Annotated in this window: 25 protein-coding genes and 1 tRNA gene; 12 read left to right on the forward strand and 14 right to left on the reverse strand. The window is 28.5% G+C overall.

What is annotated here, in order from left to right:
• Nucleotides 1–3: 3 nt before the first annotated feature.
• Genes folP through QOR43_RS00415 form a run of 3 tightly spaced genes read left to right on the forward strand, consistent with a single transcriptional unit; the run spans nucleotide 4 to nucleotide 2276 of the window.
• Complete coding sequence (gene folP, locus QOR43_RS00405; protein ID WP_265133534.1) at nucleotides 4–1080, forward strand: dihydropteroate synthase; 1077 nt, start codon at nucleotides 4–6, stop codon at nucleotides 1078–1080.
• Nucleotides 1073–1912: a diadenylate cyclase CdaA gene (gene cdaA / locus QOR43_RS00410; protein ID WP_265133535.1), complete on the forward strand. Its 840-nt coding sequence runs from the start codon at nucleotides 1073–1075 to the stop codon at nucleotides 1910–1912. Before folP ends, cdaA begins: the two co-directional genes overlap by 8 nt.
• Nucleotides 1881–2276, forward strand: a complete 396-nt coding sequence (locus tag QOR43_RS00415) for a CdaR family protein (RefSeq protein WP_265133536.1) — start codon at nucleotides 1881–1883, stop codon at nucleotides 2274–2276. The genes cdaA and QOR43_RS00415 overlap by 32 nt, the downstream gene beginning before the upstream one ends.
• A 23-nt stretch (nucleotides 2277–2299) precedes the next feature.
• Here the strand turns inward: QOR43_RS00415 and speD are convergent, their stop codons facing one another.
• Nucleotides 2300–2725, reverse strand: coding sequence for an adenosylmethionine decarboxylase (speD, locus tag QOR43_RS00420; protein WP_265133537.1), 426 nt, complete (start codon nucleotides 2723–2725; stop codon nucleotides 2300–2302).
• Between the two features lie 162 nt (nucleotides 2726–2887).
• Between speD and QOR43_RS00425 the strand changes: the two genes are divergently transcribed.
• Genes QOR43_RS00425 through pyrE form a run of 4 tightly spaced genes read left to right on the forward strand, consistent with a single transcriptional unit; the run spans nucleotide 2888 to nucleotide 5866 of the window.
• On the forward strand, nucleotides 2888–3775 hold the full coding sequence (locus QOR43_RS00425; RefSeq protein WP_265133538.1) for a DsbC family protein: 888 nt from the start codon (nucleotides 2888–2890) through the stop codon (nucleotides 3773–3775).
• 3 nt (nucleotides 3776–3778) lie between these two features.
• On the forward strand, nucleotides 3779–4573 hold the full coding sequence (locus QOR43_RS00430; RefSeq protein ID WP_345782834.1) for an ABC transporter ATP-binding protein: 795 nt from the start codon (nucleotides 3779–3781) through the stop codon (nucleotides 4571–4573).
• Nucleotides 4570–5313 carry a nitrilase-related carbon-nitrogen hydrolase gene (locus tag QOR43_RS00435; protein ID WP_265133539.1) on the forward strand — a complete coding sequence of 248 codons (744 nt, stop codon included), beginning with the start codon at nucleotides 4570–4572 and terminating at the stop codon, nucleotides 5311–5313. Before QOR43_RS00430 ends, QOR43_RS00435 begins: the two co-directional genes overlap by 4 nt.
• A 1-nt stretch (nucleotide 5314) precedes the next feature.
• Nucleotides 5315–5866: an orotate phosphoribosyltransferase gene (gene pyrE / locus QOR43_RS00440; protein ID WP_265133540.1), complete on the forward strand. Its 552-nt coding sequence runs from the start codon at nucleotides 5315–5317 to the stop codon at nucleotides 5864–5866.
• Here the strand turns inward: pyrE and QOR43_RS00445 are convergent.
• A complete protein-coding gene (locus QOR43_RS00445) occupies nucleotides 5856–6638 on the reverse strand; it encodes a cytochrome c biogenesis protein (RefSeq protein WP_265133541.1) in 783 nt (260 codons plus the stop codon). The two genes, pyrE and QOR43_RS00445, sit on opposite strands and share 11 nt — an antisense overlap.
• Nucleotides 6639–6730: 92 nt before the next feature.
• Here QOR43_RS00445 and QOR43_RS00450 point away from each other — a divergent pair, with 92 nt between their 5' ends.
• Nucleotides 6731–8248: a YifB family Mg chelatase-like AAA ATPase gene (locus tag QOR43_RS00450; protein ID WP_265133542.1), complete on the forward strand. Its 1518-nt coding sequence runs from the start codon at nucleotides 6731–6733 to the stop codon at nucleotides 8246–8248.
• Here QOR43_RS00450 and QOR43_RS00455 read toward each other — a convergent pair.
• From QOR43_RS00455 to QOR43_RS00475, 5 genes are all read right to left on the reverse strand, one after another.
• Entirely contained in the window at nucleotides 8245–8682 is a 438-nt protein-coding gene (locus QOR43_RS00455; protein WP_265133543.1) for a MotE family protein, read from the reverse strand. The genes QOR43_RS00450 and QOR43_RS00455 overlap by 4 nt on opposite strands.
• Entirely contained in the window at nucleotides 8648–9058 is a 411-nt protein-coding gene (locus QOR43_RS00460) for a hypothetical protein (protein ID WP_265133544.1), read from the reverse strand. Before QOR43_RS00460 ends, QOR43_RS00455 begins: the two co-directional genes overlap by 35 nt.
• Complete coding sequence (locus QOR43_RS00465; RefSeq protein ID WP_265133545.1) at nucleotides 9036–9800, reverse strand: OmpA/MotB family protein; 765 nt, start codon at nucleotides 9798–9800, stop codon at nucleotides 9036–9038. The genes QOR43_RS00460 and QOR43_RS00465 overlap by 23 nt, the downstream gene beginning before the upstream one ends.
• A gap of 1 nt (nucleotide 9801) precedes the next feature.
• Nucleotides 9802–10566 carry a flagellar motor stator protein MotA gene (motA, locus tag QOR43_RS00470; RefSeq protein ID WP_265133546.1) on the reverse strand — a complete coding sequence of 255 codons (765 nt, stop codon included), beginning with the start codon at nucleotides 10564–10566 and terminating at the stop codon, nucleotides 9802–9804.
• An 84-nt stretch (nucleotides 10567–10650) separates the two neighbouring features.
• Nucleotides 10651–10797: a hypothetical protein gene (locus QOR43_RS00475; protein WP_265133547.1), complete on the reverse strand. Its 147-nt coding sequence runs from the start codon at nucleotides 10795–10797 to the stop codon at nucleotides 10651–10653.
• A gap of 226 nt (nucleotides 10798–11023) precedes the next feature.
• Here QOR43_RS00475 and QOR43_RS00480 point away from each other — a divergent pair, with 226 nt between their 5' ends.
• Complete coding sequence (locus tag QOR43_RS00480; protein ID WP_265133548.1) at nucleotides 11024–11449, forward strand: DUF2203 domain-containing protein; 426 nt, start codon at nucleotides 11024–11026, stop codon at nucleotides 11447–11449.
• Here QOR43_RS00480 and QOR43_RS00485 read toward each other — a convergent pair.
• Both QOR43_RS00485 and QOR43_RS00490 read right to left on the reverse strand, forming a co-directional pair.
• Nucleotides 11430–12137, reverse strand: coding sequence for a methyltransferase domain-containing protein (locus QOR43_RS00485; RefSeq protein WP_265133549.1), 708 nt, complete (start codon nucleotides 12135–12137; stop codon nucleotides 11430–11432). The two genes, QOR43_RS00480 and QOR43_RS00485, sit on opposite strands and share 20 nt — an antisense overlap.
• Nucleotides 12130–12786, reverse strand: a complete 657-nt coding sequence (locus QOR43_RS00490) for an alpha/beta fold hydrolase (protein WP_265133550.1) — start codon at nucleotides 12784–12786, stop codon at nucleotides 12130–12132. Before QOR43_RS00490 ends, QOR43_RS00485 begins: the two co-directional genes overlap by 8 nt.
• A 51-nt stretch (nucleotides 12787–12837) precedes the next feature.
• Between QOR43_RS00490 and der the strand changes: the two genes are divergently transcribed.
• The gene (gene der, locus QOR43_RS00495) at nucleotides 12838–14187 is read left to right on the forward strand and encodes a ribosome biogenesis GTPase Der (protein ID WP_265133551.1); all 1350 of its coding nucleotides are present in this window, start codon (nucleotides 12838–12840) and stop codon (nucleotides 14185–14187) included.
• Nucleotides 14188–14191: 4 nt separating this feature from the next.
• Here der and mqnE read toward each other — a convergent pair whose 3' ends face one another.
• The 5 genes from mqnE to QOR43_RS00520 all read right to left on the reverse strand — a co-directional run bounded on the left by mqnE (nucleotide 14192) and on the right by QOR43_RS00520 (nucleotide 20374).
• Entirely contained in the window at nucleotides 14192–15310 is a 1119-nt protein-coding gene (mqnE, locus tag QOR43_RS00500) for an aminofutalosine synthase MqnE (RefSeq protein ID WP_265133552.1), read from the reverse strand.
• A gap of 128 nt (nucleotides 15311–15438) precedes the next feature.
• Nucleotides 15439–15511, reverse strand: a tRNA-Ala gene (locus QOR43_RS00505).
• Nucleotides 15502–19017 (reverse strand): chromosome segregation protein SMC, encoded by a 3516-nt coding sequence (gene smc, locus QOR43_RS00510; protein ID WP_265133553.1) that lies wholly within the window; start codon nucleotides 19015–19017, stop codon nucleotides 15502–15504. The genes QOR43_RS00505 and smc overlap by 10 nt, the downstream gene beginning before the upstream one ends.
• A gap of 26 nt (nucleotides 19018–19043) precedes the next feature.
• Entirely contained in the window at nucleotides 19044–19919 is an 876-nt protein-coding gene (gene metF / locus QOR43_RS00515; RefSeq protein WP_265133554.1) for a methylenetetrahydrofolate reductase [NAD(P)H], read from the reverse strand.
• Nucleotides 19916–20374: a DnaJ domain-containing protein gene (locus QOR43_RS00520; protein ID WP_283571394.1), complete on the reverse strand. Its 459-nt coding sequence runs from the start codon at nucleotides 20372–20374 to the stop codon at nucleotides 19916–19918. Before QOR43_RS00520 ends, metF begins: the two co-directional genes overlap by 4 nt.
• Before the next feature lie 131 nt (nucleotides 20375–20505).
• Here QOR43_RS00520 and QOR43_RS00525 point away from each other — a divergent pair, with 131 nt between their 5' ends.
• Nucleotides 20506–22176 carry a transposase gene (locus tag QOR43_RS00525; protein WP_265133556.1) on the forward strand — a complete coding sequence of 557 codons (1671 nt, stop codon included), beginning with the start codon at nucleotides 20506–20508 and terminating at the stop codon, nucleotides 22174–22176.
• An 86-nt stretch (nucleotides 22177–22262) separates the two neighbouring features.
• Nucleotides 22263–22742 (forward strand): 2-C-methyl-D-erythritol 2,4-cyclodiphosphate synthase, encoded by a 480-nt coding sequence (gene ispF, locus QOR43_RS00530; protein WP_265133557.1) that lies wholly within the window; start codon nucleotides 22263–22265, stop codon nucleotides 22740–22742.

Consider the following 22742-nt stretch of genomic DNA (forward strand, 5'->3'; position numbering starts at 1 on the left):
AAAATGAATAAAGCATTTATCCAACCTATCCAAAAAAAAGCTTACAAAATAATTTTTGAAAATCCATTTATTGAGCCGGTAGTGGTAGAAAATGAAGACCAGTTTAAAGAGTTAATATATAAATTGAAAAATGAAGGAAAAAATCAGGAAGCACAGGAACTTACAGAACAATGGGTAAATCTGAAAAAGGAGCATTTTAAAATTAATTATAAAGGCAAATTTATAAATCTTGGAACAAAAACGGTAATAATGGGGGTTTTGAATCTAACACCGGATTCTTTCTCAAATGGAGATACAAATCCTTATTATAAAAATGTAGAAAAAGCAGTAGAAAGAATAGCCAAGATGCTTGAAGAAGGAGCAGATATTATAGATATAGGTGGGGAATCTACAAGACCGGGAGCAACACCTGTACCGGTAGAAGAAGAGCTGGAAAGGGTTTTACCGGTTATAAAAGCAGCAAGGAAAGAACTTGGCGATAAATTCTTTATCTCCATAGATACTTACAAGTCCAAAGTTGCCCAGTATGCAATAGAAGAAGGGGCAGACATAATAAATGATATTAGCGGTTTTACCCTTGATAGAGAGATGCCATCGGTAGTAGCAAAATATGATTGTCCGGTAATCGTGAATCATATAAGAGGAAATCCACAAACAATGCAACAAGGAGATATTTATTATGATGATGTAGTTATGGATATATCAAAATTTTTGCATAAACAGATATCTTTTGCTATGGAAAAAGGAGTTAGAAAAGATAGATTTATTATTGACCCTGGTATAGGATTTGGAAAAAAAGTTGAACATAATGTAGAAATAATAAAAAGATTAAATGAATTTAAAATCCTTGGCTTTCCAATAATGATAGGAATATCAAGAAAATCATTTCTTGGAATAATACTTAAAAATTTATTAAATCTTGAAAAGATGCCATCACCGAAAGAAAGATTAAATGCAACTCTTGGAGCTACTGCTTATGCAGTATTAAATGGAGCACATATTGTAAGAACCCATGATATTAAAGAAACGGTTGAGTTTTTAACAATCTTGGATATCATAAGAGGATACAAAATTGTATGATTATATAAACACAATATTATCAATAAAGCTAACGGATATTTTAGATATTATTATAGTTTCTATTTTAATTTATTTTGCGATAAAATTTGCCGTAGGAACAAGAGCTTGGCAAATTATTACTGGATTATCAATACTTTTAATAATCTGGATAATAGCCAAGGTTTTAGAACTTTCAACTCTTGAATGGATATTTGATAATATTTTATCCATAGGTATGTTTTTATTAATAGTAATATTTCAACCGGAACTTAGAAGAGGTCTTGCAAAACTTGGAGAAAAAGGTATATTTGCAGGTATAACAATTCCTCAAAAAAAGATAATAGATGATATTATCAGAGCATGTAGCTTTATGGCAGAAAGAAAAATAGGAGCATTAATAGTTTTTGAAAGAAATGTTGATTTAACCCATTATATAGAAGGACAGGTTATAATAGATGCACAACCAAGCTTAGAGCTAATAATTACCATATTTACTCCACAAACACCTTTACATGATGGAGCAGTTATAATAAGAAATAAAAGGATAGCTTATGCAAGAGCTTTTTTACCACTTACCATTAATCCGGAAATAGCCGAAGATGTAGGAACAAGGCATAGAGCAGCAGCCGGAATAACAGAAGAGACAGATGCAGTTGCAATAATAGTATCTGAAGAAAGAGGAGAAATATCTATTGCAGTAGATGGAAAATTATATAAAAATCTTGATATATTAACAGTTAGAAAAAAATTAAATAAATTACTTGGAGTAGAAAAACCATCAAAATTTACAATATTAAGAGAAAAATTAAAAAAGGAAAAAGATGAAATTAAAGAGAAGATTAATACTGATTAAAGATATGATATTTTCTAATTTTTGGTATAAATTAATATCTATATTTGTGGCTTTTCTTCTATGGCTGAATATAAATTCTACCACAAAAGCAAAATTTCAATTTTACAGCTATGTAGATGTTATAAATATAAAAGATAATTTTGTAATAGAAAAGGTAAAACCGGAAAGAGTTTCTATAACAGTAAGAGAGAAAAAAACATTTATAAAAGATATAAATATATCCCAAATCCAAGTTTATGTAGATGCATCTAATATAAAAGAAGGTAGAAATCAATTAAAGGTAAAAGTAATAGCACCAGATGATTTTGAAATTTTAGATATAAAACCGGCAGAAGTTATAGTTTATGCAAAAAAAATAAAATAAAGCCCCTTTTAGGGGCTTTTTAGTTAGATTAATCTTTCTCTTTGGCTATTTGTTATAGTAGTAGCCAAGCCAATATCTCTTGGAAATTCTGTTCCTCTTGAAGTTGTTTGTATCTCAAGTTTATCTGTTTGGAAAAATTCTTTAATTATATCTATGGCTTCTTTTATATTAAAATCTTTACAAGAGAATATATCTATTGAGAAATATCCTTTTTCAGGAAAAGTATGTATGCTTATATGACTCTCTGCTATGATAACAAATCCTGAAATACCCCAATCTTCCGGTTTCTCACCACCATCATATTTAAATACATAAGGTGGCATTATCTTTGTCATTCCGATTTGAGCAGGTAGCTCATCCAAAAATTTTGTTATACTTTCAATACTTGCGAGAGTTTCAAAACTCCCCTCATAACCATCAACCATTAAATGGGGTCCAAATCCTATCAATTCTTCAATACCTCCAAAATTTAATTAAATTTAATGAAAAACAAAGATAATGCATTTTTCCCTAAATGTAAATATATGTTTGCACAAAAAATGTGCAAATTAAAATTTAAATCTTATGATATGATATTAAACAATTAAGTTATTTTCAAAGGAGGAAATTTTATGAAAAAATTGATATTTTTAGGAGTAGCTGTTTTATCTATTTCTACATCTATTTTTGCTGCCGGTAATTCTTGCTTAGGAAATAGCAAAATAAACAAATCAGATGTAGAAAAAGCTTTATCACCTATACTCGGCAATGCAAAAGTTGTATCAGTATCTGATGCTCCAATAGATGGTCTTTATGAAGTAGTTATTCAAACTAATGGTAAAAAAGTTCCGGTTTATATTGATTGTTCATTAAAATATTTAGTTAATGGAGAGATTATAGATATTAAAAATAAAAAAAGCATAACAAGAGAAAGATTTATGCAGTTATCTCAGGAAGCTAATCAGGAAAAAGAAAAAGAATTTGTAAAAATTCTTGGTGATAAAAAGCTACAGGAGCTAAAAAAGGCATTTCCTGGTATATTAGAAAGAGCATCAATAGTAGATGCAAAAAATATACCACAAACAAATATTATTTTTGGCAATCCACAAGCTAAAAAAGTTGTTTATGTTGTTACAGACCCACAATGTCCTTTCTGTGCTAAATTACATCAATCTATAACAGAATTACTTAAAGAAAGAAATGATATAGCATTTAAAATGATATTCTATCCATTACCTTTTCATAAATATGCAAAAGCTGTTTCGGAAAATGTTATATGTAGCAATGATAAATCTCTATTAGATAAATCTTTTGAAGCAGTTTTAAAAAATGATGAAGCTTCTTTATCTAAATTGGCAAAAACTTGTAATAAAGCAAATTCTACAATTGAAGCAAATATAAAATATGGACAGGCTAATGGAATAAACGGAACACCTACAATAATATTCCCTAATGGACTTGCAATCTCCGGTGCTATGTCAAAAGATGATTTAAAGAAATTAATTGATATTATTTTTTAATTAATGAAAGAGATTTTAAAAGTAGATAATCTTAAAGTTGATTTTTATATAGGAGAGCAAAAGATAGAAGCAGTAAAAGGGATATCTTTTTCCCTTTTTTCAAATGAGATAGTAGCTATTGTTGGAGAGTCCGGTTCAGGAAAAAGTGTAACCTGTCAGGCAATTTTAGATATATTGCCTTCTTATGCAAAAGTGGAAGGCAATATTTTATTTCAAAATAAAAATATAAAAAATTTATCTAAGGAAGAAAAAAGACAGATAAGAGGAAATAAAATATCAATGGTTTTTCAAGAGCCTTCTGCTGTTTTAAATCCCCTATTAACAGTAGGAGAGCAGATTGTTGAAACAATAAAAGCTCATAATAATGTTTCAGATAAAGAAGCAAAAGATATAGCAATACAGACATTAAAAAAGGTAGAAATACCTCAGCCGGAAAAAAGGTTTTATCAATATCCACACGAGTTATCCGGTGGTTTAAAACAAAGAGTTGTAATAGCCATAGCAATAGTAAATAATCCTGTATTATTGTTGGCAGATGAGCCTACTACGGCTTTGGATGTAACTACTTCTGCAAAAATTTTGGATTTATTCTTAAAACTAAAAGAAGATTATAAAATGAGTATATTGATAATAACCCATGATTTGGGAGTTGTAGCTCAGGTTGCTGACAGGGTTATTGTTATGTATAGAGGAGAGATATTAGAGCAGGGAGATGTTTATCAGATATTTGAAAACCCAATTTCGGAATATACAAAAATGCTTTTAAATTCAAGATTTTCAATCAGGAGTAGAAATTGAGATTATATACATTACAGATAAATCTAAAACTTGGTGATGTAGAGGCAAATCTTGAAAAGATATTTTCTTATATTGAAAAAGTAGAGCAAAACTCATTTTTATTACTTCCTGAAATGTTTAGCAGTGGATTTGATAATCTAAATCTTTCTACCCACTGCGAAAAAACAGAAAATATATATATTAAACTTTCTGAAATATCAAAAAGAAAAAATATAACAATTGGCGGGACATTGCCGGAAAAAAGAAAAAAAGGGATATACAACACAGCTTTTTTAATTGATAAAGGAGAAATTATTTATAAAAGAGATAAAGTTAAATTATTTACACCTACCGGTGAAGATAAATTTTTCAAAAAAGGAAAACCTTTATACGATATAGCAGAAAGCTCTACCGGAAATATAGGATTTTTAATATGCTTTGAACTTAGATTTTGTAATATTGCTTATTTACTTAGAAAAAAAGGGGTAGAAATATTGGCAGTCCCTGCCCAATGGGGAAAGGAAAGAAAAGAACATTTAACAACCCTTTCAAAAGCAAGAGCAATAGAAACCCAATCATTTTTAGTAGTTTCCAATACTGTAGGAAAAATAGGAGATATTGAGTATGCCGGATATTCCGGTATATATTCCCCTTGGGGAGAAGAGCTTGTATCTGCAAAAGAGGAAGAAGGATTATTTTTTGCTGATATAGATTTGGAAGAAATATATAAAGTTAGAAATAAAATAAAAATGGAGTTGTAAGATGGATTATAAAAAAAGATTGGAAGAACTTATAAGAGAAAGAGCTTTAAAAGTAGCAGATGAACCGATTTTTAAATTATCTTCCGGAAAAATGAGTAATTATTATCTTGATTTAAGAACAATAACCCTTGACCCGGAAGGTGGCTTTGTTATAGGTAATATTATTTTTGATATGATAAAAGATAAAAATCCGGATGCTATTGGGGGACTTACCCTTGGAGCAGACCCAATAGCCTATGCAACATCTATAATATCTTTTATAAAGAATAAGCCAATAAAACCTTTTGTTGTAAGAAAAGAACCAAAAGGACACGGCACCGGAAAACAGATAGAAGGAAATTTAAAACCGGGAGAGAATGTATTTATAGTTGAAGATGTTGTTACAACAGCCGGTTCATCTTTAAAAGCAGCAAAAGTAGTAAAAGAGTTTGGAGCAAATATTCTTGGAATAATTGCAATAGTGGATAGAGAAGAAGGCGGAGAAGAAAATATAAAAAAAGAAGGATTTAATTTTTACCCTATATTTAAAGTATCATATTTTCTTAAAAAGTAGGATGTCTAACAAGCCAGAATATAATAAATGCCATTAAGCTTCCTATCAATGTTAGGTATGAAGCTTTTCTTCCTTTGAGATGTTTTATAATTCTTGTGTGTAAAATAAATGCATAAAATAACCAAAGTAAAGATAACAATATCTGCTTTGGCTCCCAAATCCAATGTTTACCTATATAAAGTGCTGTCCATATAGATGAAGATATTAAAGCAAGACTAAGTGAAATAAAAGCAAATAATGTTGATTTATACTCTATATCTTGCAGTAATTTTATAGAAGAAGAAAATCTAACAACAAAAAAAGAGTTTAATTTTTTTCCCTTTAAATCTTTATCTGTTAGTATATACAAAACAGCAGATATTGTTGCTATTAATATCAATGCATACGTAAGAATAGAAAAACCAATATGCAGATAAAACCATATATTATTGTATTGATTTGCATTTGTCTCTAAGCTTTGTAAAGATAAAGCAGTCAAAAATACTATGACAGGAGCAATTATAGAACCAAAATCTTGAAGTTGTCTTCTATATTTTAAAGAAAAAAGATAAAATAACATAGCAATTAAAAATGCAAGAAAAAATATTAAATCTTCTGAGGAAACAATAGCAAAACTCTTCGTTATAAAAGATTTTACGGTTATATATAAAATCTGCGATAAAAATCCAAGCCCAAAAAAACTATATCCTATCTTTTGCCCTAAATCTCTTTTCCCATATATATATATCCAAAAACCAATAGAAGACACAAAATAAAATATTAAACTAATCAAAATAAAAATTTTTAGCACTTTTAAACCCTTAAAAATTTTTTTTCGTTATAATAAATATAACAAAATTTTAGATAAAAAAGTAGGAGAAATGAATGTTATCTATCATAAAAAGTGGTGGGAATATAGGTATAGATGGATATATAGCCTATGTTGAGGTAAGTATATCTCAGGGACTTCCCCAATTTATTATTGTAGGACTTCCGGATACAGCAGTAAAAGAAAGTAAAGAAAGGGTAAAAACAGCAATAGAAAATATAGGAATAAAATTTCCCCTTAAAAAAGTTGTTGTAAATTTAGCACCGGCTGATATTTTAAAACAAGGAACATTATATGATTTACCTATTGCAATTGGGATATTGGCAAATAGTGGAATAATAAAACAAGAAAGATTAGAAAAAACAGCTTTTATAGGTGAGCTTGCTTTAAATGGAGATTTAAGAGGTGTAAAAGGAATACTTCCTATTGCTATTAAATTAAAAGAAGAAGGTTTTGAAGAGTTTATACTTCCAAAAGCAAATGAAAAAGAAGCAGCCCTTGTAAAAGGATTAAATGTTTACGGATTTAACAATCTAAGGGAGATAATTGATTTTCTTAATGGGGATTTAAAAATAGAGCCTGCTACCATTACAGAAGAAGATTTTAAAGAAAGTAAAAGAAGTTATATTGATTTTTCAGAGATTAAAGGACAACAAACTGCAAAAAGAGCTTTGGAAATAGCAGCTGCCGGATTTCATAATGTTTTATTAATTGGTTCCCCAGGTTCAGGTAAAAGTATGCTTGCAAAAGCTTTTAACTCTATACTGCCACCAATGAGCTTTGAAGAAGCAATAGAAACAACAAAAATCCATAGTGTTGCAGGTATATTAGAAGGATTTATTGTAAATGAAAGGACTATCCGTTCGCCCCATTCCACAACCTCTGATATAGCACTTGTAGGTGGTGGAAGTTATCCAAAACCGGGAGAATTATCCCTTGCCCATAATGGAACATTATTTCTTGATGAACTTCCGGAATTTAAAAGGTCTGCCCTTGAAGCATTAAGACAGCCCCTTGAAGACAGAGTAGTAACAATTTCAAGAGCTTCAATGAAAATAACATTTCCGGCAAAATTTCAATTAATAGCAGCTGCAAATCCATGTCCTTGTGGTTATAGATTTGACCCAAATAAAGAATGCAAATGCACTCCAATAGAGATAAAAAGATACTTAGGAAAATTATCAGGTCCATTACTTGATAGAATAGATATCTCTATAACCGTTTTGCCTGTTAATCCGGAAGATTTATCAAAAAAACCTGTTGGTGAAAGTTCTACCCAAATAAGAGAAAGAGTGATAAAAGCAGTTGAAATCCAAAAAGAAAGATTTAAAAAAGAAAAGATAAATTTTAATAGTGAAATGACACCAACATTAATAGAAAAATATGCAAACCTTTCAAAAGAAGCAGAAAATATACTTAATCTTTCAACAAAAAAATTTAATCTTACAGCAAGAAGTTATCACAGAATTATAAAAGTAGCAAGAACCATAGCTGACCTATCAAATAATGAAAAAATAGAAGCTACACATATTATGGAAGCTATAAATTATAAAGTTAATGAGAATCTATTTTAAGGTTTATTTTCATTCTTAATTTCTGTTAAGGCTTTAACTATTTTGTTCACCATTTGAGGGTCTGTATTTTGTAGTACAGCACCGGCTTTTTTTTCATTCATATTGTATATGATATATGCTGCTATTTTTGGGTCATCTATTTTAGATAATTTTTGTCCGGCAAGTTCTGGATCCATTTTTTCAAATATTTTTGCTAAATTTTTATATCTTTCTTGTTGCATAGCTTTTTTTTCATTTTCTATCTGAGTTTTTAAAGCTTCAAGAGCTTCTTTTTCTTTCTTAATTTGTTCTAATAATGCCTGATTTTTTTCTATCTCCTTTCTTAAAGATTCTCTTGCTTCTTCTATCCTTTTTAGTTCTTTTTTGGTTTCTTTTTCTTCTATCTGGGCAAAAGTTATATTACATATTAATAAGCTTATTATTAAAAATCTCATTAGCAAGCCTATTCTCCTTCTCTATCTCTGATTTTTGTAAGACCTTCATAAGATATTCCTGATATAAAGATACTGCTTTATTTTCAGCCTTTATTTTTTTCATTTTTTCTTCTAATTTTTCAAGCTGTTTTTCTAACTCTTCCACCTGTTTTTCCAACTCTTCCATCTGTTTTAATATATACAGTCCGTAAGCTATCAGATTTTGTGCTTCATAAACAGTTTTAGGTTCTATATTTTTTATTTTTTTGTATTCCTCATTTAAAACTTCTTTTTTTAATTCAAGGTCTAAAAATTTACTTCTAAGCTGGTCTAATTCTAATCTTAGCTGGTTTAACATAAATTCCTGATACCTTTTAATCAGATTTATTACCCTCATTTTTATTAACCTCTTTTTGCTTTAATTCTTCTAACTGTGGTTCCTTATCTGTTCCGGTTATTATTGTTATTTCTATTCTTCTATTCATTGCCCTTCCTTGAGGAGTAGTATTAGGTACTAATGGTCTTGTATCTGCATATCCGGAAACAACAAAAAGTTTTGGATCAATTTTTCCACTTTCTATTAAAAATCTAGCTACTGCTGCTGCCCGTGCTGCAGATAGCTCCCAATTAGATGGATAAATACAACTATCACTTGGTGGTATATTATCTGTATGTCCTTCTACACTTATAGGATAACTAAATTCTTTAAATGCTTTTGCAAGTTGCTCTAATAAATTTTTATATTCAGGTTTTATCACTGCACTGCAACTATCAAAAAGTATATAATCCAATATTTTTATCTTTACTCCTTCCGGTACATACTCAACAGATACCTTTCCTTCAAGTCCAAGCTGTTTTATTATTTTTTCTGCTTTTTCTTTTAATTTTTTCTTTTCTTCAGATTTTGATTTTTTTACTCCAATCCCTTCAATTATAGAAGGCGGAGCAGTTGTGGATATAGGTTTAAATGAAAAAGCTGCAGAAATTGCCTCAACAAAAGATGCAAGTTTCTTTTTATCTATTGTAGATATTGCAAAAAGAGCTATAAACAAAGCAAGTAATAAACTCAAGAAATCTGCATAAGGAACTGCCCAGCGTTCTCCTGCACCATGCTCTTCATGTTTTTTCTTTCTTGCCATTTTATTCTTTACCTTCTTCTGCTTCTTGTCCTGTATAAATCATAAGTTGCTCTTTTAACATTTTAGGATTTTTAGATAAAGCTATACCAATAATTCCTTCCAGTATCATCTCTCTTGTTTTTATTATATCTTTAGCCTTTGCTTTCATTTTATGCCCGAATGGTCCAAATAAAAGATAAGAAGAAACTATACCTGTAACTGTTGCTGTAAAAGCTCCTGCAATACCTTCTGCCATTTCAACCGGATTTTCAAGTCTTTTTAAAGCTAAAATCAATCCCATAACTGCACCAACAAGTCCAAAAACAGGAGTTGTTTCTCCGGCAGTTATCCAATATTTAGCAGCTCCTTCATAATATTCTTCTATTTCTCCTATTTCTAACTCTAACCTTTCTCTTATAGCTTCCGGTTCTACACCATCAACAAGCATTTGAAGACCTTTTCTAAAAAATGGGTCATCAATATTTGCAATTTCTGTTTCTATGGATAATATTCCTTCTTTTCTTGCTTTTTCTGCCAGAGATATTATTTTGTTTAATGTTTCCATTGGATTTAAATTAGGATTTCCAAAAACAATTTTTAGCTCTTTATAAGCTGCTACAACATATTTTTGTTTAGTTGCAACTGCTGCTGCTGATAATGTTGTAGGCACAACTATGATTATAGATGATATATGAATTAGCCCAAGGGGATTTCCTCCTTCTAATATATCCCCAACTGCAAAAAGAACTAAAGCTGCAATTATTCCCCCTATAACTGTTAAATCCACTATATAGCCTCCTTCTTAATTGCCCAAAATTTATTGTGATTTATTATAATATACAATCCAAAATTAATACAACTTCAAATTTTTTTACTCTTCTTTATTATTTTTCATATACTTAATTAATCCATAAATGGCTATAAAAACTAAAAATAACCATGTCAAAAGTAATGCTGAATACTCTATAAGTAAAACAGGATTTTTTAACATCTCCCTACCATGTAAAAAAATATCCATAATTGCAACCTCCTATTTAAATATATTAAATTTTAGATTAAATAAAATCTTAGTGCAACTTTATTTTAAACTATTTGCATTATTTAGAAAATATTATATAATTTATTGTCAGGAGGTAAGTGTGGATAAATACCGCCTGCCGGGAGATATCCACAAATAAATAAGGCGGATTATAAATACCCGGTCCAAAGCTACTTACTGCTTTGGTAAGAAAGGTAAATAAAAGATGATTATAAAATATTATAGTGTAAATGAAGCAAATAAAATATTACCACAACTTAAAGCTCTTGTTGAAGAAATAAAAGAAAAAAGAGAACTATTATATAATGAAATAGAAAGACATGAATTATTAGAAGAGGAAGATAAAGATAATATATTAGAGCTAATGTATACAAAAACACAGATTAATACCTTAGATGCAGAAATTAGAGAACTTATTGAAATTATTGAAAGTTTTGGAGTGTATGTAAAAGGATTAGACCCATTTTTGATAGATTTTCCTTCTGAACATAATGGAGAAGCTATCTTCCTTTGTTGGAAAGAAGGTGAAGAAAGAATAGAATGGTGGCATAAAATTCATGAAGGATTTGCCGGAAGAAAACATATATCGGAACTAAATAAAGATAATCCTACTAAATTTTTTTATAAATAGCACTAATAAAGATTAATTTGTAATTTAAAAAAGCCGGCTTTGTATAGTTTTTAAATTTATCAACAATTTTTTTCTTTTCTCCTACGGTTTTACCTTTTTTTCCTACGGCAGAGCCGGTTTTATGCAGATGCTCTAATAAAGATATTCCATCTTTAAAAGATATAAAAAACTCTTTTTCAAAAGATTGCTTAATAATAAAATCATTTTCTTTTAATATTTTAAGCAGTTGATTTTTGTCTAAGAAATCAAAATTTTCCTCTCCGATTATAGTTTCTACTATTTTTAATGAACCTTTTACGGGCATATTAAATATAAAATAGCCATTTTCTTTTAAAACTCTTTTTATCTCTGCTACTGATTTTTTTAAATCTGTCCAGTGTAAGCTAAAATTGGATAAAGCAAAATCAAAGATATTATTTTTAAATGGTAGATTTTCAATATCTGCAACAACTACTTTTTTATTTTTTCTTTTATAATGATTTGCCATATTAAATGATATATCTATACCAATAATATCTTTTTTTATATATTCATATAAAAAACCGGTTCCACAACCAAGGTCTATACCTTTTCCTTTAATATCTTTTGCTATCTCTGATAAAATTTTTGCAGAATGTTTTTGAATTACTGCCTCTTTCTCATAAATATCTGCTGCTCTTGAAAAAGATAATTTAATAATTTTATTCAACGATTAAATCCTTTATCAAATCTTTATTTTCTAAAAATGGAGCATGATTAGAATTTGTTAGATAAATTACCGGCTCTTTAATAATATTTTTACAAAATAAAGTAGCATATGGATTAACAATTATATCATCCTTTCCATGAATTATAAAAGCTTTTTTGTTCAAAAATTTTTCTGTTAAATCAATATTTATAAAATCTTTAAGTAATTTAATACTTCCTTCTTTTTCCGGAAGTTTAATATCTCTAAACTCATCAGAAGTGGCATTTTTTCTAAAGTTATAGATAGTATTTTCAAAATCTTTTTGAAGATTTATTAAGAATGCTTTTATAAATTTTGGATTTGAGCCAAGATTTATATCATTAAATTTAGGAGAAAAACCTATAAGGATTAATTTATCTATATTTTCTGTCTGTAAAGCAGTTAAAAAAGATACGGTAGCCCCTATTGACCATCCTATCAGATTTACTTTTTCTTTTTGAGAGTTTATTATATTTGCAATTTGTAAGCTAAAATCCTGTAAAGATTGATACTCTCTATTTTCCCCATGGGATGGTAAATCTAAAAATAAGGCATTTTTTATGTTAAAATAATCTTTCCATATATTTTTATCAAAGCTCCATCCGTGTATAAAAATATGCTTTATTTCCATCCGATTAATTTTATCATAAAATATAAATAAAATAAATTCTTAGGAGAGAAAATGTTTAGAGTAGCAATTGTTGGAAGACCTAATGTTGGAAAATCTTCTCTTTTTAATAAAATTATAAGAAAGAGAAAAGCTATTGTTGAAGATATTCCGGGAGTAACAAGAGATAGAATTATAAGCACGGCAGATTGGAGAGGTTATAAATTTGAGATTGTAGATACAGGTGGATTTACAACCGATGAAGAAGATAAATTTGCACCTTATATAAGAAGACAGATAGAAAAAGAGCTTGAACTATCTGATATGTTTATATTTGTTGTAGATGGGAAAGAAGGACTTACAGCTCTTGATAAAGAGATAGCAGAAATATTAAGAAGAACCAAAAAACCGGTAATAGTTGCAGTAAATAAAATAGATAATCCTAATGATGAAAAAAATATATATGAATTTTATGAACTTGGATTTGAGAAAATATATCCGGTTTCTTCTATCCAAAAATTCGGTATAGCCGAAATACTTGATGAAATCATAAATAATATGCCTGAATATGAAAAAGAGATATCAAGGATATCAGAAAAGGAAGAAGAAGAGGAAAAGGAAGAAGTTATAAAAGTTGCAATTGTTGGAAAGCCTAATGCCGGTAAATCTTCTCTTTTAAATGCAATAGTAGGAGAAGAAAGGGCATTAGTTTCTGATATTCCCGGAACAACAAGAGATACGGTAGATACATTATTTGAATGGAAAGATAATAAAATATTATTCCTTGATACTGCCGGTATGAGAAAAAAATCAAAAGTAGAATATGGTTTAGAGTTTTACTCTGTTGGTAGAACCTTGGAAGCAATAGAAAAAGCAGATGTCGTTATTCTTGTTATAGATGCAACAGAAGGGGCTACAGAGCAAGATACAAAAATTGCAGGATTGATACAAAGAAGATATAAACCGGCTATTATCGTAATAAATAAAATAGATATGCTTAAAAATGAAAATGAGATAAATAAAGTAGTAAATCAGGTAAAAGAAAAGTTATATTTCATCCCTTATGCTCCTATAATACTAACTTCTGCAAAAGAAAGAAAAGGAATTAAAAAATTAATTGAAACTATAATAGATGTTTATAATCAAAGCTGGAAAAGGGTAGGCACAGGACAACTTAACAGAGCCATAAAACAGATACTTTCAATAAGACAACCTCCATCTTATCAAGGAAAACCTTTAAAAATCTATTATGCTACTCAGCTTGAAGGAAAACCTCCGGCTTTCTTACTTTTTGTAAATAATCCGGAAGGTTTTAAACCAAATTATGTAAAATTCCTTGAAAATAGTATTAGACAGATACTTGGATTTGAAAATACACCTATAAAACTTATATTTAGAGGAAAAGAAGAAGAGAAGAAAAAATAATGTATTATTCATAAATCTTAACAGGATTATATAATGTATCTCTTTGAACCGGAATTTTTCCGGCTTCTTTTATTAATCTGATTAATCTTTCCTTTTGTTGCTGGGTTGGAGATTTTGCACCGGCAAAATGAGCTATTTTTTCTTCCATAACTGTTCCATCCATATCATCTGCACCAAAATTTAGAGCCACCTGAGCAACTTTTTCTCCTATCATAACCCAGTAAGCTTTAATATGGTCTATGTTATCAAGCATTAATCTTGAAATGGCTATTGTTTTTAAATCATCTATTCCGGATGTATCTTCAAAAACAGGAAGCTCATTATTTTCAGGCTGATATGCAAGAGGAATAAAACAGGTAAAACCACCTGTTTCATCTTGGGCTTCTCTTATTTTTATCATATGGTCTATTCTGTCTTCTATATTTTCTACATGTCCATAAAGCATTGTTGTTGTGGATTTCAACCCCATCTTGTGAGCTAATTTGTGTATCTGTAGATATTTTTTATAACCTATCTTCTTAGGAGCTATAATCTGTCTTACCCTTGGAGAAAATATTTCTGCTCCTCCACCGGGCAAGCTATCTAAACCTGCTTCTTTTAATTTTATTAATACTTCTTCATAACTTAAACCGGATATTTTTGAAAAATAATCAATTTCCACGGCAGTAAATGCTTTTATATGTAAATCAGGAAAATTTCTTTTTATAGCAGATACGATTTCAAGATATTTTTCAAATTTCCAATCAGGATGAAGCCCCCCAACAATATGAACTTCACAGGCTTCATTCTCAACTGCATATCTTACTTTTTCTAAAATCTGCTCAATACTCATTTCATAGGCTTTTGGGCTGTTTTTATCCATATCTGCAAATGCACAAAATTTACAATCTAATACACATACATTTGTTGGATTTATCTGTCTATTTATTACAAAATAAGCATATTTACCATTTTTCTTTTCTGATACATAATTAGCAAGCCATCCGATAGTAAGTAAATCATGACTTTTGAATAATTTAACCCCATCTTCAAAAGATAATCTTTCACCGGATAAAACTTTATCTATAATAGGAAATATCTCTCTATCATCAGCTAATGCTAAAACTTTTTCAATCTCTAACATTTTTCTTTGCTCCTTTTTTATAAAAAATTTTATGCAAAAAAAAATTTTATCACAATTAAAAATTAATGATTTGTAATTTTTTTGTAATAAAATTGTAATTTTTAGATAGGAATGAAGATTAATTTTAATGGAGTCGACGGGATTCGAACCCGTGACCTTTGCCATGCCGAGGCAACGCTCTCCCAGCTGAGCTACGACCCCAACTCTTCTGTATTAATATTATTACCCAAAATCTGATTAATATCAAGGGTATAAACATTAGAAATGCCATCTTTTGCAGAAACACCAATTAATCTATCTGCATAAGTTGCCATTGTATCTCTGAGGGTAACAACTATAAATTGGGCTTCTTTTGAAAACTCTTTAAATAGTTCTGCTATTTTTCTTGCATTGGCATCATCCAGATGAGCATCTATCTCATCAAAATAATAAAAAGGTGCCGGTTTATATTGCTGAATAGCAAGCAAGAAAGAAAGGGCTGTTAATGTTTTTTCACCACCGGAAATTATCTCAATTCTTTTAACTTCTTTGCCCCTTGGTTTAGATTTTAGTAATACACCACCATTTAAAGGCTCTTCTGTATTTTCCAGTTCTAAGTAAGCCTTTCCACCGGGAGATAATCTTTTAAAGATTTTACCTAAATTTTTATTTACTTCATTAAAAACTTCCATAAATGCTTCCACTTTTTTGTTTTCTATATATTCTATTAATTCAAGCACTCTGTTTTTTTCTTCAATTAAGACCGATAGTTTTTCATTTATTTCATTAAATCTTTTTAATGTTTCTTCATAATCTTCTATTGCCTTTTCATTTATAGCACCGAGATTTTTTCTTTTTTCTTCAAGGGTTTTTAAACTTTTTTCTAAGGCTATAATATCTCCTTCTTCCGGCTCTCCCTGAAATTCTTCTTTCAATGCAACAATTCTTTGTTTTATATCAGATAATTTTTGTTCTAACTTTCCTTTATCTTCAAGGGTTTTTGTTATTTGATTATTTATATTTTCTTCTTCATATCTTAAAATTTTTAATTTTTCTTTCTGGGAAGACAATTCATTTAATATATTTTCCCTTTCTTGTTCTGTATCTTTTAACTCTTTCCATAAGTTTGATAAATCTTTTGATAACTCTTCTATCTGTTTATGTAAATTTTCTACTTCTTTTAATTTATTTTTTATCAGGTTCGCTATTTCTTCTTTTTCTGTTTCTATTTGGAATATTCTTCCTTTTAGATTGTTTTCTAATCTATCTTTTAATCTTTCTATTTGGGATTCTATATTTTTCTTTTTTTCTCTTAATGCATATACAAGATTTGTTGCTTCTTCCCATTCTTTTCTGAGTGTATGTAGGCCTTCGGTTTCCATTTTTTCAAGTATTGTTTTTTTTCTATTTTCTACAACCGATAGCTCTTTTTGTAAAATATTTAGATTTTCATTTATTTTTTCTATCTGTGCTTCTATTTCAAGGGATTGTTTTTTTAATGTAAATATTTCTTTATTTATAGCTTCTAATCTGTTATTTTTTGCTATTATCTGGTTTTGTATATCTTCCTTTCTTTGGGAGAAGCTGACGGCTTCAACCTGTATTTTTGATAACTCTTTTTCTTTTTCTGTTATTTGCAAGATTATATCATTTAGTTCTTTTGATATTTTTTCTTCTTCTTGTTTTAATTTATCATCTTCTTTTTCTAAGATTTCTCTTTCTTGCTCTAAGGCAGTTCTTCCTATGGATATTGATTGGTTTGTTGTTCCACCGGATATTACACCGGATTTTTCAAATAAAGAACCATCTAAGGTAACCATTCTATAATTTCCGATACCTACTGCTTTTGCTACATCAAAATTTTCTACAAGAATTGTATCTGCAAATACATATTTTATTGCTTTCTCTATGGATTTATCATAATTAACAAAATCTATTAAAAATCCTTTTACTCCTTTTATATTTGGAAGTCTTGGTAAATCCTGAACTTTTATTTTGTTTAAAGGAATAAATGTTGCTTTTCCGAGTTTTTCTCTTTTTAATATCTCTATGCACTCTTTTGCCACATCCTCATTTTCTACAACTATATTTCTTAATCTATTTCCGGCAGCACTTTCTATTGCCTGAACTACTTGATTATCTTTTATGGTTATTAAATCAGCTACCTGTCCGTATACACCTTTTATATTTGATATTGCCAAGATAACTCTATCTTCTCTCATATTGGCAAGATTTGCAAGAATTTGGGCTAGTTTTTTAAAGTTTTGTTCTATCTTTTCTCTATTTTCTTTTAATCTTTTTTCAAGACTTTCTTTTCTAATTTTTAGCATATTTATCTGATTTGATAATGAATTATATCTTTTTTGGGATTCTTGGGTATATGATTTGATATTTTCAAGGGATTGTTCTAAGTTTTTAATTTCTTTTTCAAGATTTTCTATTTCTTCTTTATAAAGATTTATTTTGTCATTTATTTTTTCTAAATTGTTTTCTAATTGTAATTTTTGGTTTTGGATAGATAAAATCTCATCTTTTAATCTTTTTTCCTCTTTTTCTACTTCTCCAAGGTCTAATTTTGCTTTGCTTCCTCCTATTTCTATCTGTTTTAATTGGTTATTTTTTTCTTCTAAATTTTTATTTGCTATTTCAAGCTGTTTTTCTAAATCCGGAAGCTCTTTTTCAAGGGTTTTTATCTGCTGTTCTATACTCAATATCTCTTTTATTTTTTCTTCTTTTTCAAGTAATAAACTACTTTCTTTTTGTTTTAATGCCTCTATCTCTTTTTCCAATTCATTTTTCTTTTCATTGGCAAGTCTAATCTGGGCTGTTATACCCCCTTCTTTTTCTTTTATTGGCAATAAAGATTGTTGTATTTCATTAAATTTATCTTCTAAATTTTTGATAATTGATATTATTTCTTTTTGTTTTTCTATCAGGTTTTCTTTTTCTGTATATAGTTTAGAAATCATATTTTCTATTTGGGTAAACTGATTATAACTTTCTTCTTCTTCTTTTAATAGATTGAATAATTTTGCAGATAAAATTTTTTGCTTTAACTGATTAATCTGATTTTCAATAGAAATTGCAATTAAGGCATTTTCTTTTTCTTCTTCTAATCTTTTTAAATTGGTTTGTATCTCTTTTAAAATGATTTTTACATTATTTATTTTTTCTTCTGTTTCTTGTAGGTCTTTTAATGCTTTTTCTTTTTTTTCTTCGTATTCTGTTATTCCGGCTATCTCGCTGAGAAGTTCTCTTCTTTCTGCCGGTGTCATTTTTATAAATCTAAATATATCTCCCTGAGTTACTATATTATATCCTTGTATAGGTATGCCGGCAGATGCAAGTAATTCTTCTACTTCTTGTTGTTTTGCTACTCTACCATTTATTTTATATGTAGATTTTCCGCTATGGTCTATTTTTCTGTAAATTGATACTTCTTCATCATTTAGAGGAAAAGCTCCAAGATTTTTAAATATTATTTCTACCTCTGCATACTCGGCAGATTTATTTTTAGAAGAAAATATTAAATCTGTAAGTTTTATAGCTCTCATAGCTTTTGCAGAGGCTATTCCAAGGGCAAAAACAATACTATCTCCTATATTACTTTTACCGGCTCCATTTGGACCAACTATTCCGATAAAACCTTCACCGATTGGAATGGTTAATCTTCTATCTCCATAAGATTTAAAACCATATACATTTATTCTATCTATATAGGTTTTCAATTTTTTCCCACCTACTTTGGTGTACATTATAACAAATGTTTTATATTTTCATAAATTTTTATAGTTGCATCTGATTTATTTAATGTGTAAAAATGTAATCCTTTTACATTATTTTTTAATAAATCTTCGCATTGTTTTGTCGCTATTTCTATGCCTATTTTTTTTGTTTCTTCCGGATTATCTATATATTTTTCAAATTTTTTAACAATTTCTTCCGGTATTGTTGCCCCGCATAACGATGCAAACTTTCTTATCTGACCAAAATTAGTAATAGGCATTATTCCGGGAATAACAGGTATATTTATATTTTCTTTTTCAAGTAGAGATAAATATTTATAAAAATATCTGTTATCAAAAAACATCTGGGTAATTGCAAAATCCGCTCCGGCATCTACCTTTTTTTTGAAATAATAAATATCCCTTTCTATATTTGGACTTTCAGGATGCCCTTCCGGATAAGCCGCTACTCCGATACTAAAATAATCACCGAAATTTTCCCTTATTAATGCAACAAGTTCATTTGCATATTTACAACTATCTTCCGGAATTTTAAAATTTTCAAAATTTAAAGGAATATCTCCCCTTAATGCTAATATATTTTGTATTCCGATATTTTTATAATCATTAAGGATATCTAAAATCTCTTTTTTTGTATGACCTATACAGGTAAGATGTGCCATTACGGTTAATCCGGTTTCTTCATGGATTTTTTTAACAATATTTATAGTTCTGTCTCTTGTGCTACCACCGGCTCCGTAAGTTATAGATACAAATGTAGGTTTTATATATTCAAGCTCTTTTATTGTTTCAAATAAAGATTTTTCTGCTTCTTCTGTTTTAGGTGGGAAAAATTCAAAAGAGATAGACCTATTAACCTGCTTTAACTTTTCCGAAATTTTCATGATGATATTTTAGCATAATCTTTACTTTCCTGCTGATAATCTTCATAAAAATCTTCACTCTCTACATAAGATTTAAGTATTTGATAATAATGGTTTATTTCAAGCATTTTTAAGGTTGCTTCTTTTTTATTTTTATTTAAATCCGGATGATATTTTTTTGCAAATTCTCTGTATTTTTTCTTTAATTCATTTTTTGTTAATTTTTTTAATCCAAAATAATCCATAGCTTCTTTTATATAGTAAGGATATTTTTCCGGATTTTTACAGAAACTCCAGTAAGCTTTTATATAACTTTTTATTATGCTTTTCTTTCTTAAATTATACAAAACATAACTTTCATAAAACTCTTCTTTCCTGAAAAATTTAAGCATTAGATTTAATGTATAATTTTCAAACCATGCATTATAAAATTTATCAATATCAGAGTTATACTCCCTGTAAAGTTTAAAAAACATACTTTGGAACAACTCCATCTGTTTGCTGTATATATAATCTATAACTTTATAGAAGAATAGCCTCATAGTTATAGTCCTTATTTTTATAAAATTTATATCAAATTATAACAAAAGATTGTATAATATTATAAATGAAATCCTATAAAAGAGCATTAAGCATTAGGATAAGTGGAAAACAGAAAAAAGAGAGAATATCAGATTTACAATATAAGTTGATGCAATTTAGAAATCTACTTATCATATTTAACCAAATTTATTATAAAAACTATGGATACATTGTTTTAAACGAAAGCTATTTATTTAATCTGCTATCCGATAAACCGTATAGACCGAGAGATACAAAAGATGAAAATGGTAATATTAAAAAATCTAAAGAAGAAAAATTGCAGGAATATAATGATATTTTACAAAACATTGATAAAGTTCAAGAATTAAAAGAGTTTATAGTTAAACTAAAACAACAAAAAGACAGTGTAAAAAATGTCCATGTAATTCAATCGGTAATCAGGCAATATATAAGTGATTACAATAGTTATTTTAAGTCTTTGAATGAATATACTAAAAAACCTAACAAATTCAGAGGAAAACCAAGACCACCAAAAGCTAAGAAATTAAAGGATATTATATCTTTTACTGTTGAACTTAACTCTAATTCATTTGAAATTATAGATGGTAGATATATCTTAGTTAGATTAACATTTGATGATGAGAATTCAAGATATATAAAAGTTAAATTACCTGAATATATAGATAGAGAAAAAATAAAATCAATAAGAATAAAAACCATAGGAACTGATGCATATATTGATGTAGTTTATACAAAGAAAATAAAAATTCCTGAAACAGAAAAACAATATATAGCAGGAATAGATTTAGGATTAAATAATCTATTAACAATATTTAGCAATAATCCAAGTTTAAGAACTCTAATAGTCGGTGGTAAAGAAATAAAATCGTTCAATCAATGGTTTAACAAAGAAAAAGCAAAAATACAATCAGAAATAGATTTACTGCAAAATCAAATAAATAAACTATCAAAAGATGGTTTAAATATAGATAATCTAAAATTACAGATAAAAACACTAATAAATAAACAAAAACAACTATCGGCATTCAGAGAAAGATATTTAAATAATATTTTCCATCAAATAACAAGAAAAATAGCAGATTATCTATATGAAACCGGACATAAAAAGGTAATAATAGGCAATGGAGCAATGAGTAGTAAAGATGGCATAGATTTAGGGAATAAAACAAATCAACATTTTGTTAGTATACCATTTAGAAAAATAATAGATATGCTAAAATACAAACTTGAAGAGTATGGAATAGAAGTTGAAGAAATATCAGAAGAATTCACAAGCAAAACATCACCATTTGCTAATTTAAATGAAGTTTTAGAAATTGGAGAGGAATATTTAAAGGTAAAAAGAGAACTAAAGAATACCGATTTATCAGAAGAAGAATTAAATCAGTTAAAAGAAAAGGAAAAAGAGTTAAAGGAACAATTAAATACTCTTTATAATGGTAAAAGAATAAAAAGGGGATTATTTAAGGATTTTATAACAAACAAAGTATTTAATGCAGATGCAGTAGGAAGTTATAACATATTAAGAAAAGTGGCTATGCCACTAATAAATAACACTAAACTATTAATTGATAAATTATCAAGACCGGTTAAATTAAAATTAAAAGATTTATTACAAGTATCCCGTGATTTTGTAGTGGAAATACTGCAAATAACGGGTAGTAGGCAAAATCGGGTACTCTGCAAGATAGTAGAAGGATATAACTTTTTATAATCTTTTGATTACATTTGATTACCTTTTACTATCTATAAGGGTACCTGATAAAATTATAACATAAACAAAATTAGCAGGTTTTATAGGTGCTTAGGATAGGCATTGGGTTTGATATACACCGGTTAGAAGAAGGAAGAAAGTTAATAATAGGCGGTATAGAGATACCATCAGAAAAAGGTTTTTTAGCCCATTCAGATGGTGATATATTTTTTCATGCTTTAACAGATGCAATTCTTGGAGCATTATGCTTAGGTGATATAGGAGAACTATTTCCGGATAAAGATGAAAGATGGAAAAATGCAGATAGTAAAATATTTCTACAAGAAGCATATAGACTAATGAAAAAAGAGAAATATAATATATTAAATATAGATGCAGTTATAGTTATAGAAAAACCTAAGCTACTTCCTTATAGGGAAAAAATCAGAGAGAATACGGCAAAGATATTAAATATATCTAAAAATCAGATATTTTTAAAAGCAAAAACAAATGAAAAGCTTGATGCCATCGGAGAAAATAAAGGGGCATCCTGTATGGCAGTAGTTTTATTAAAGAAGGAGGATTGA

The organism is Venenivibrio stagnispumantis, assembly GCF_900182795.1.
Taxonomy (GTDB): Bacteria; Aquificota; Aquificia; order Aquificales; family Hydrogenothermaceae; genus Venenivibrio; species Venenivibrio stagnispumantis.

What these genes read in the sequence shown, in the direction of transcription:
- folP (WP_265133534.1), top strand. Translation starts at nt 4, where the DNA reads ATGAATAAAGCATTTATCCAACCTATCCAAAAAAAAGCTTACAAAATA.
- QOR43_RS00415 (WP_265133536.1), top strand. Translation starts at nt 1,881, where the DNA reads ATGAAATTAAAGAGAAGATTAATACTGATTAAAGATATGATATTTTCT.
- QOR43_RS00425 (WP_265133538.1), top strand. Translation starts at nt 2,888, where the DNA reads ATGAAAAAATTGATATTTTTAGGAGTAGCTGTTTTATCTATTTCTACA.
- QOR43_RS00430 (WP_345782834.1), top strand. Translation starts at nt 3,779, where the DNA reads ATGAAAGAGATTTTAAAAGTAGATAATCTTAAAGTTGATTTTTATATA.
- pyrE (WP_265133540.1), top strand. Translation starts at nt 5,315, where the DNA reads ATGGATTATAAAAAAAGATTGGAAGAACTTATAAGAGAAAGAGCTTTA.
- QOR43_RS00450 (WP_265133542.1), top strand. Translation starts at nt 6,731, where the DNA reads ATGTTATCTATCATAAAAAGTGGTGGGAATATAGGTATAGATGGATAT.
- QOR43_RS00455 (WP_265133543.1), bottom strand. Translation starts at nt 8,682, where the DNA reads ATGAGATTTTTAATAATAAGCTTATTAATATGTAATATAACTTTTGCC.
- QOR43_RS00460 (WP_265133544.1), bottom strand. Translation starts at nt 9,058, where the DNA reads ATGAGGGTAATAAATCTGATTAAAAGGTATCAGGAATTTATGTTAAAC.
- QOR43_RS00465 (WP_265133545.1), bottom strand. Translation starts at nt 9,800, where the DNA reads ATGGCAAGAAAGAAAAAACATGAAGAGCATGGTGCAGGAGAACGCTGG.
- QOR43_RS00475 (WP_265133547.1), bottom strand. Translation starts at nt 10,797, where the DNA reads ATGGATATTTTTTTACATGGTAGGGAGATGTTAAAAAATCCTGTTTTA.
- QOR43_RS00480 (WP_265133548.1), top strand. Translation starts at nt 11,024, where the DNA reads ATGATTATAAAATATTATAGTGTAAATGAAGCAAATAAAATATTACCA.
- QOR43_RS00490 (WP_265133550.1), bottom strand. Translation starts at nt 12,786, where the DNA reads ATGGAAATAAAGCATATTTTTATACACGGATGGAGCTTTGATAAAAAT.
- der (WP_265133551.1), top strand. Translation starts at nt 12,838, where the DNA reads ATGTTTAGAGTAGCAATTGTTGGAAGACCTAATGTTGGAAAATCTTCT.
- mqnE (WP_265133552.1), bottom strand. Translation starts at nt 15,310, where the DNA reads ATGTTAGAGATTGAAAAAGTTTTAGCATTAGCTGATGATAGAGAGATA.
- metF (WP_265133554.1), bottom strand. Translation starts at nt 19,919, where the DNA reads ATGAAAATTTCGGAAAAGTTAAAGCAGGTTAATAGGTCTATCTCTTTT.
- QOR43_RS00520 (WP_283571394.1), bottom strand. Translation starts at nt 20,374, where the DNA reads ATGTTTTTTAAACTTTACAGGGAGTATAACTCTGATATTGATAAATTT.
- QOR43_RS00525 (WP_265133556.1), top strand. Translation starts at nt 20,506, where the DNA reads ATGAAATCCTATAAAAGAGCATTAAGCATTAGGATAAGTGGAAAACAG.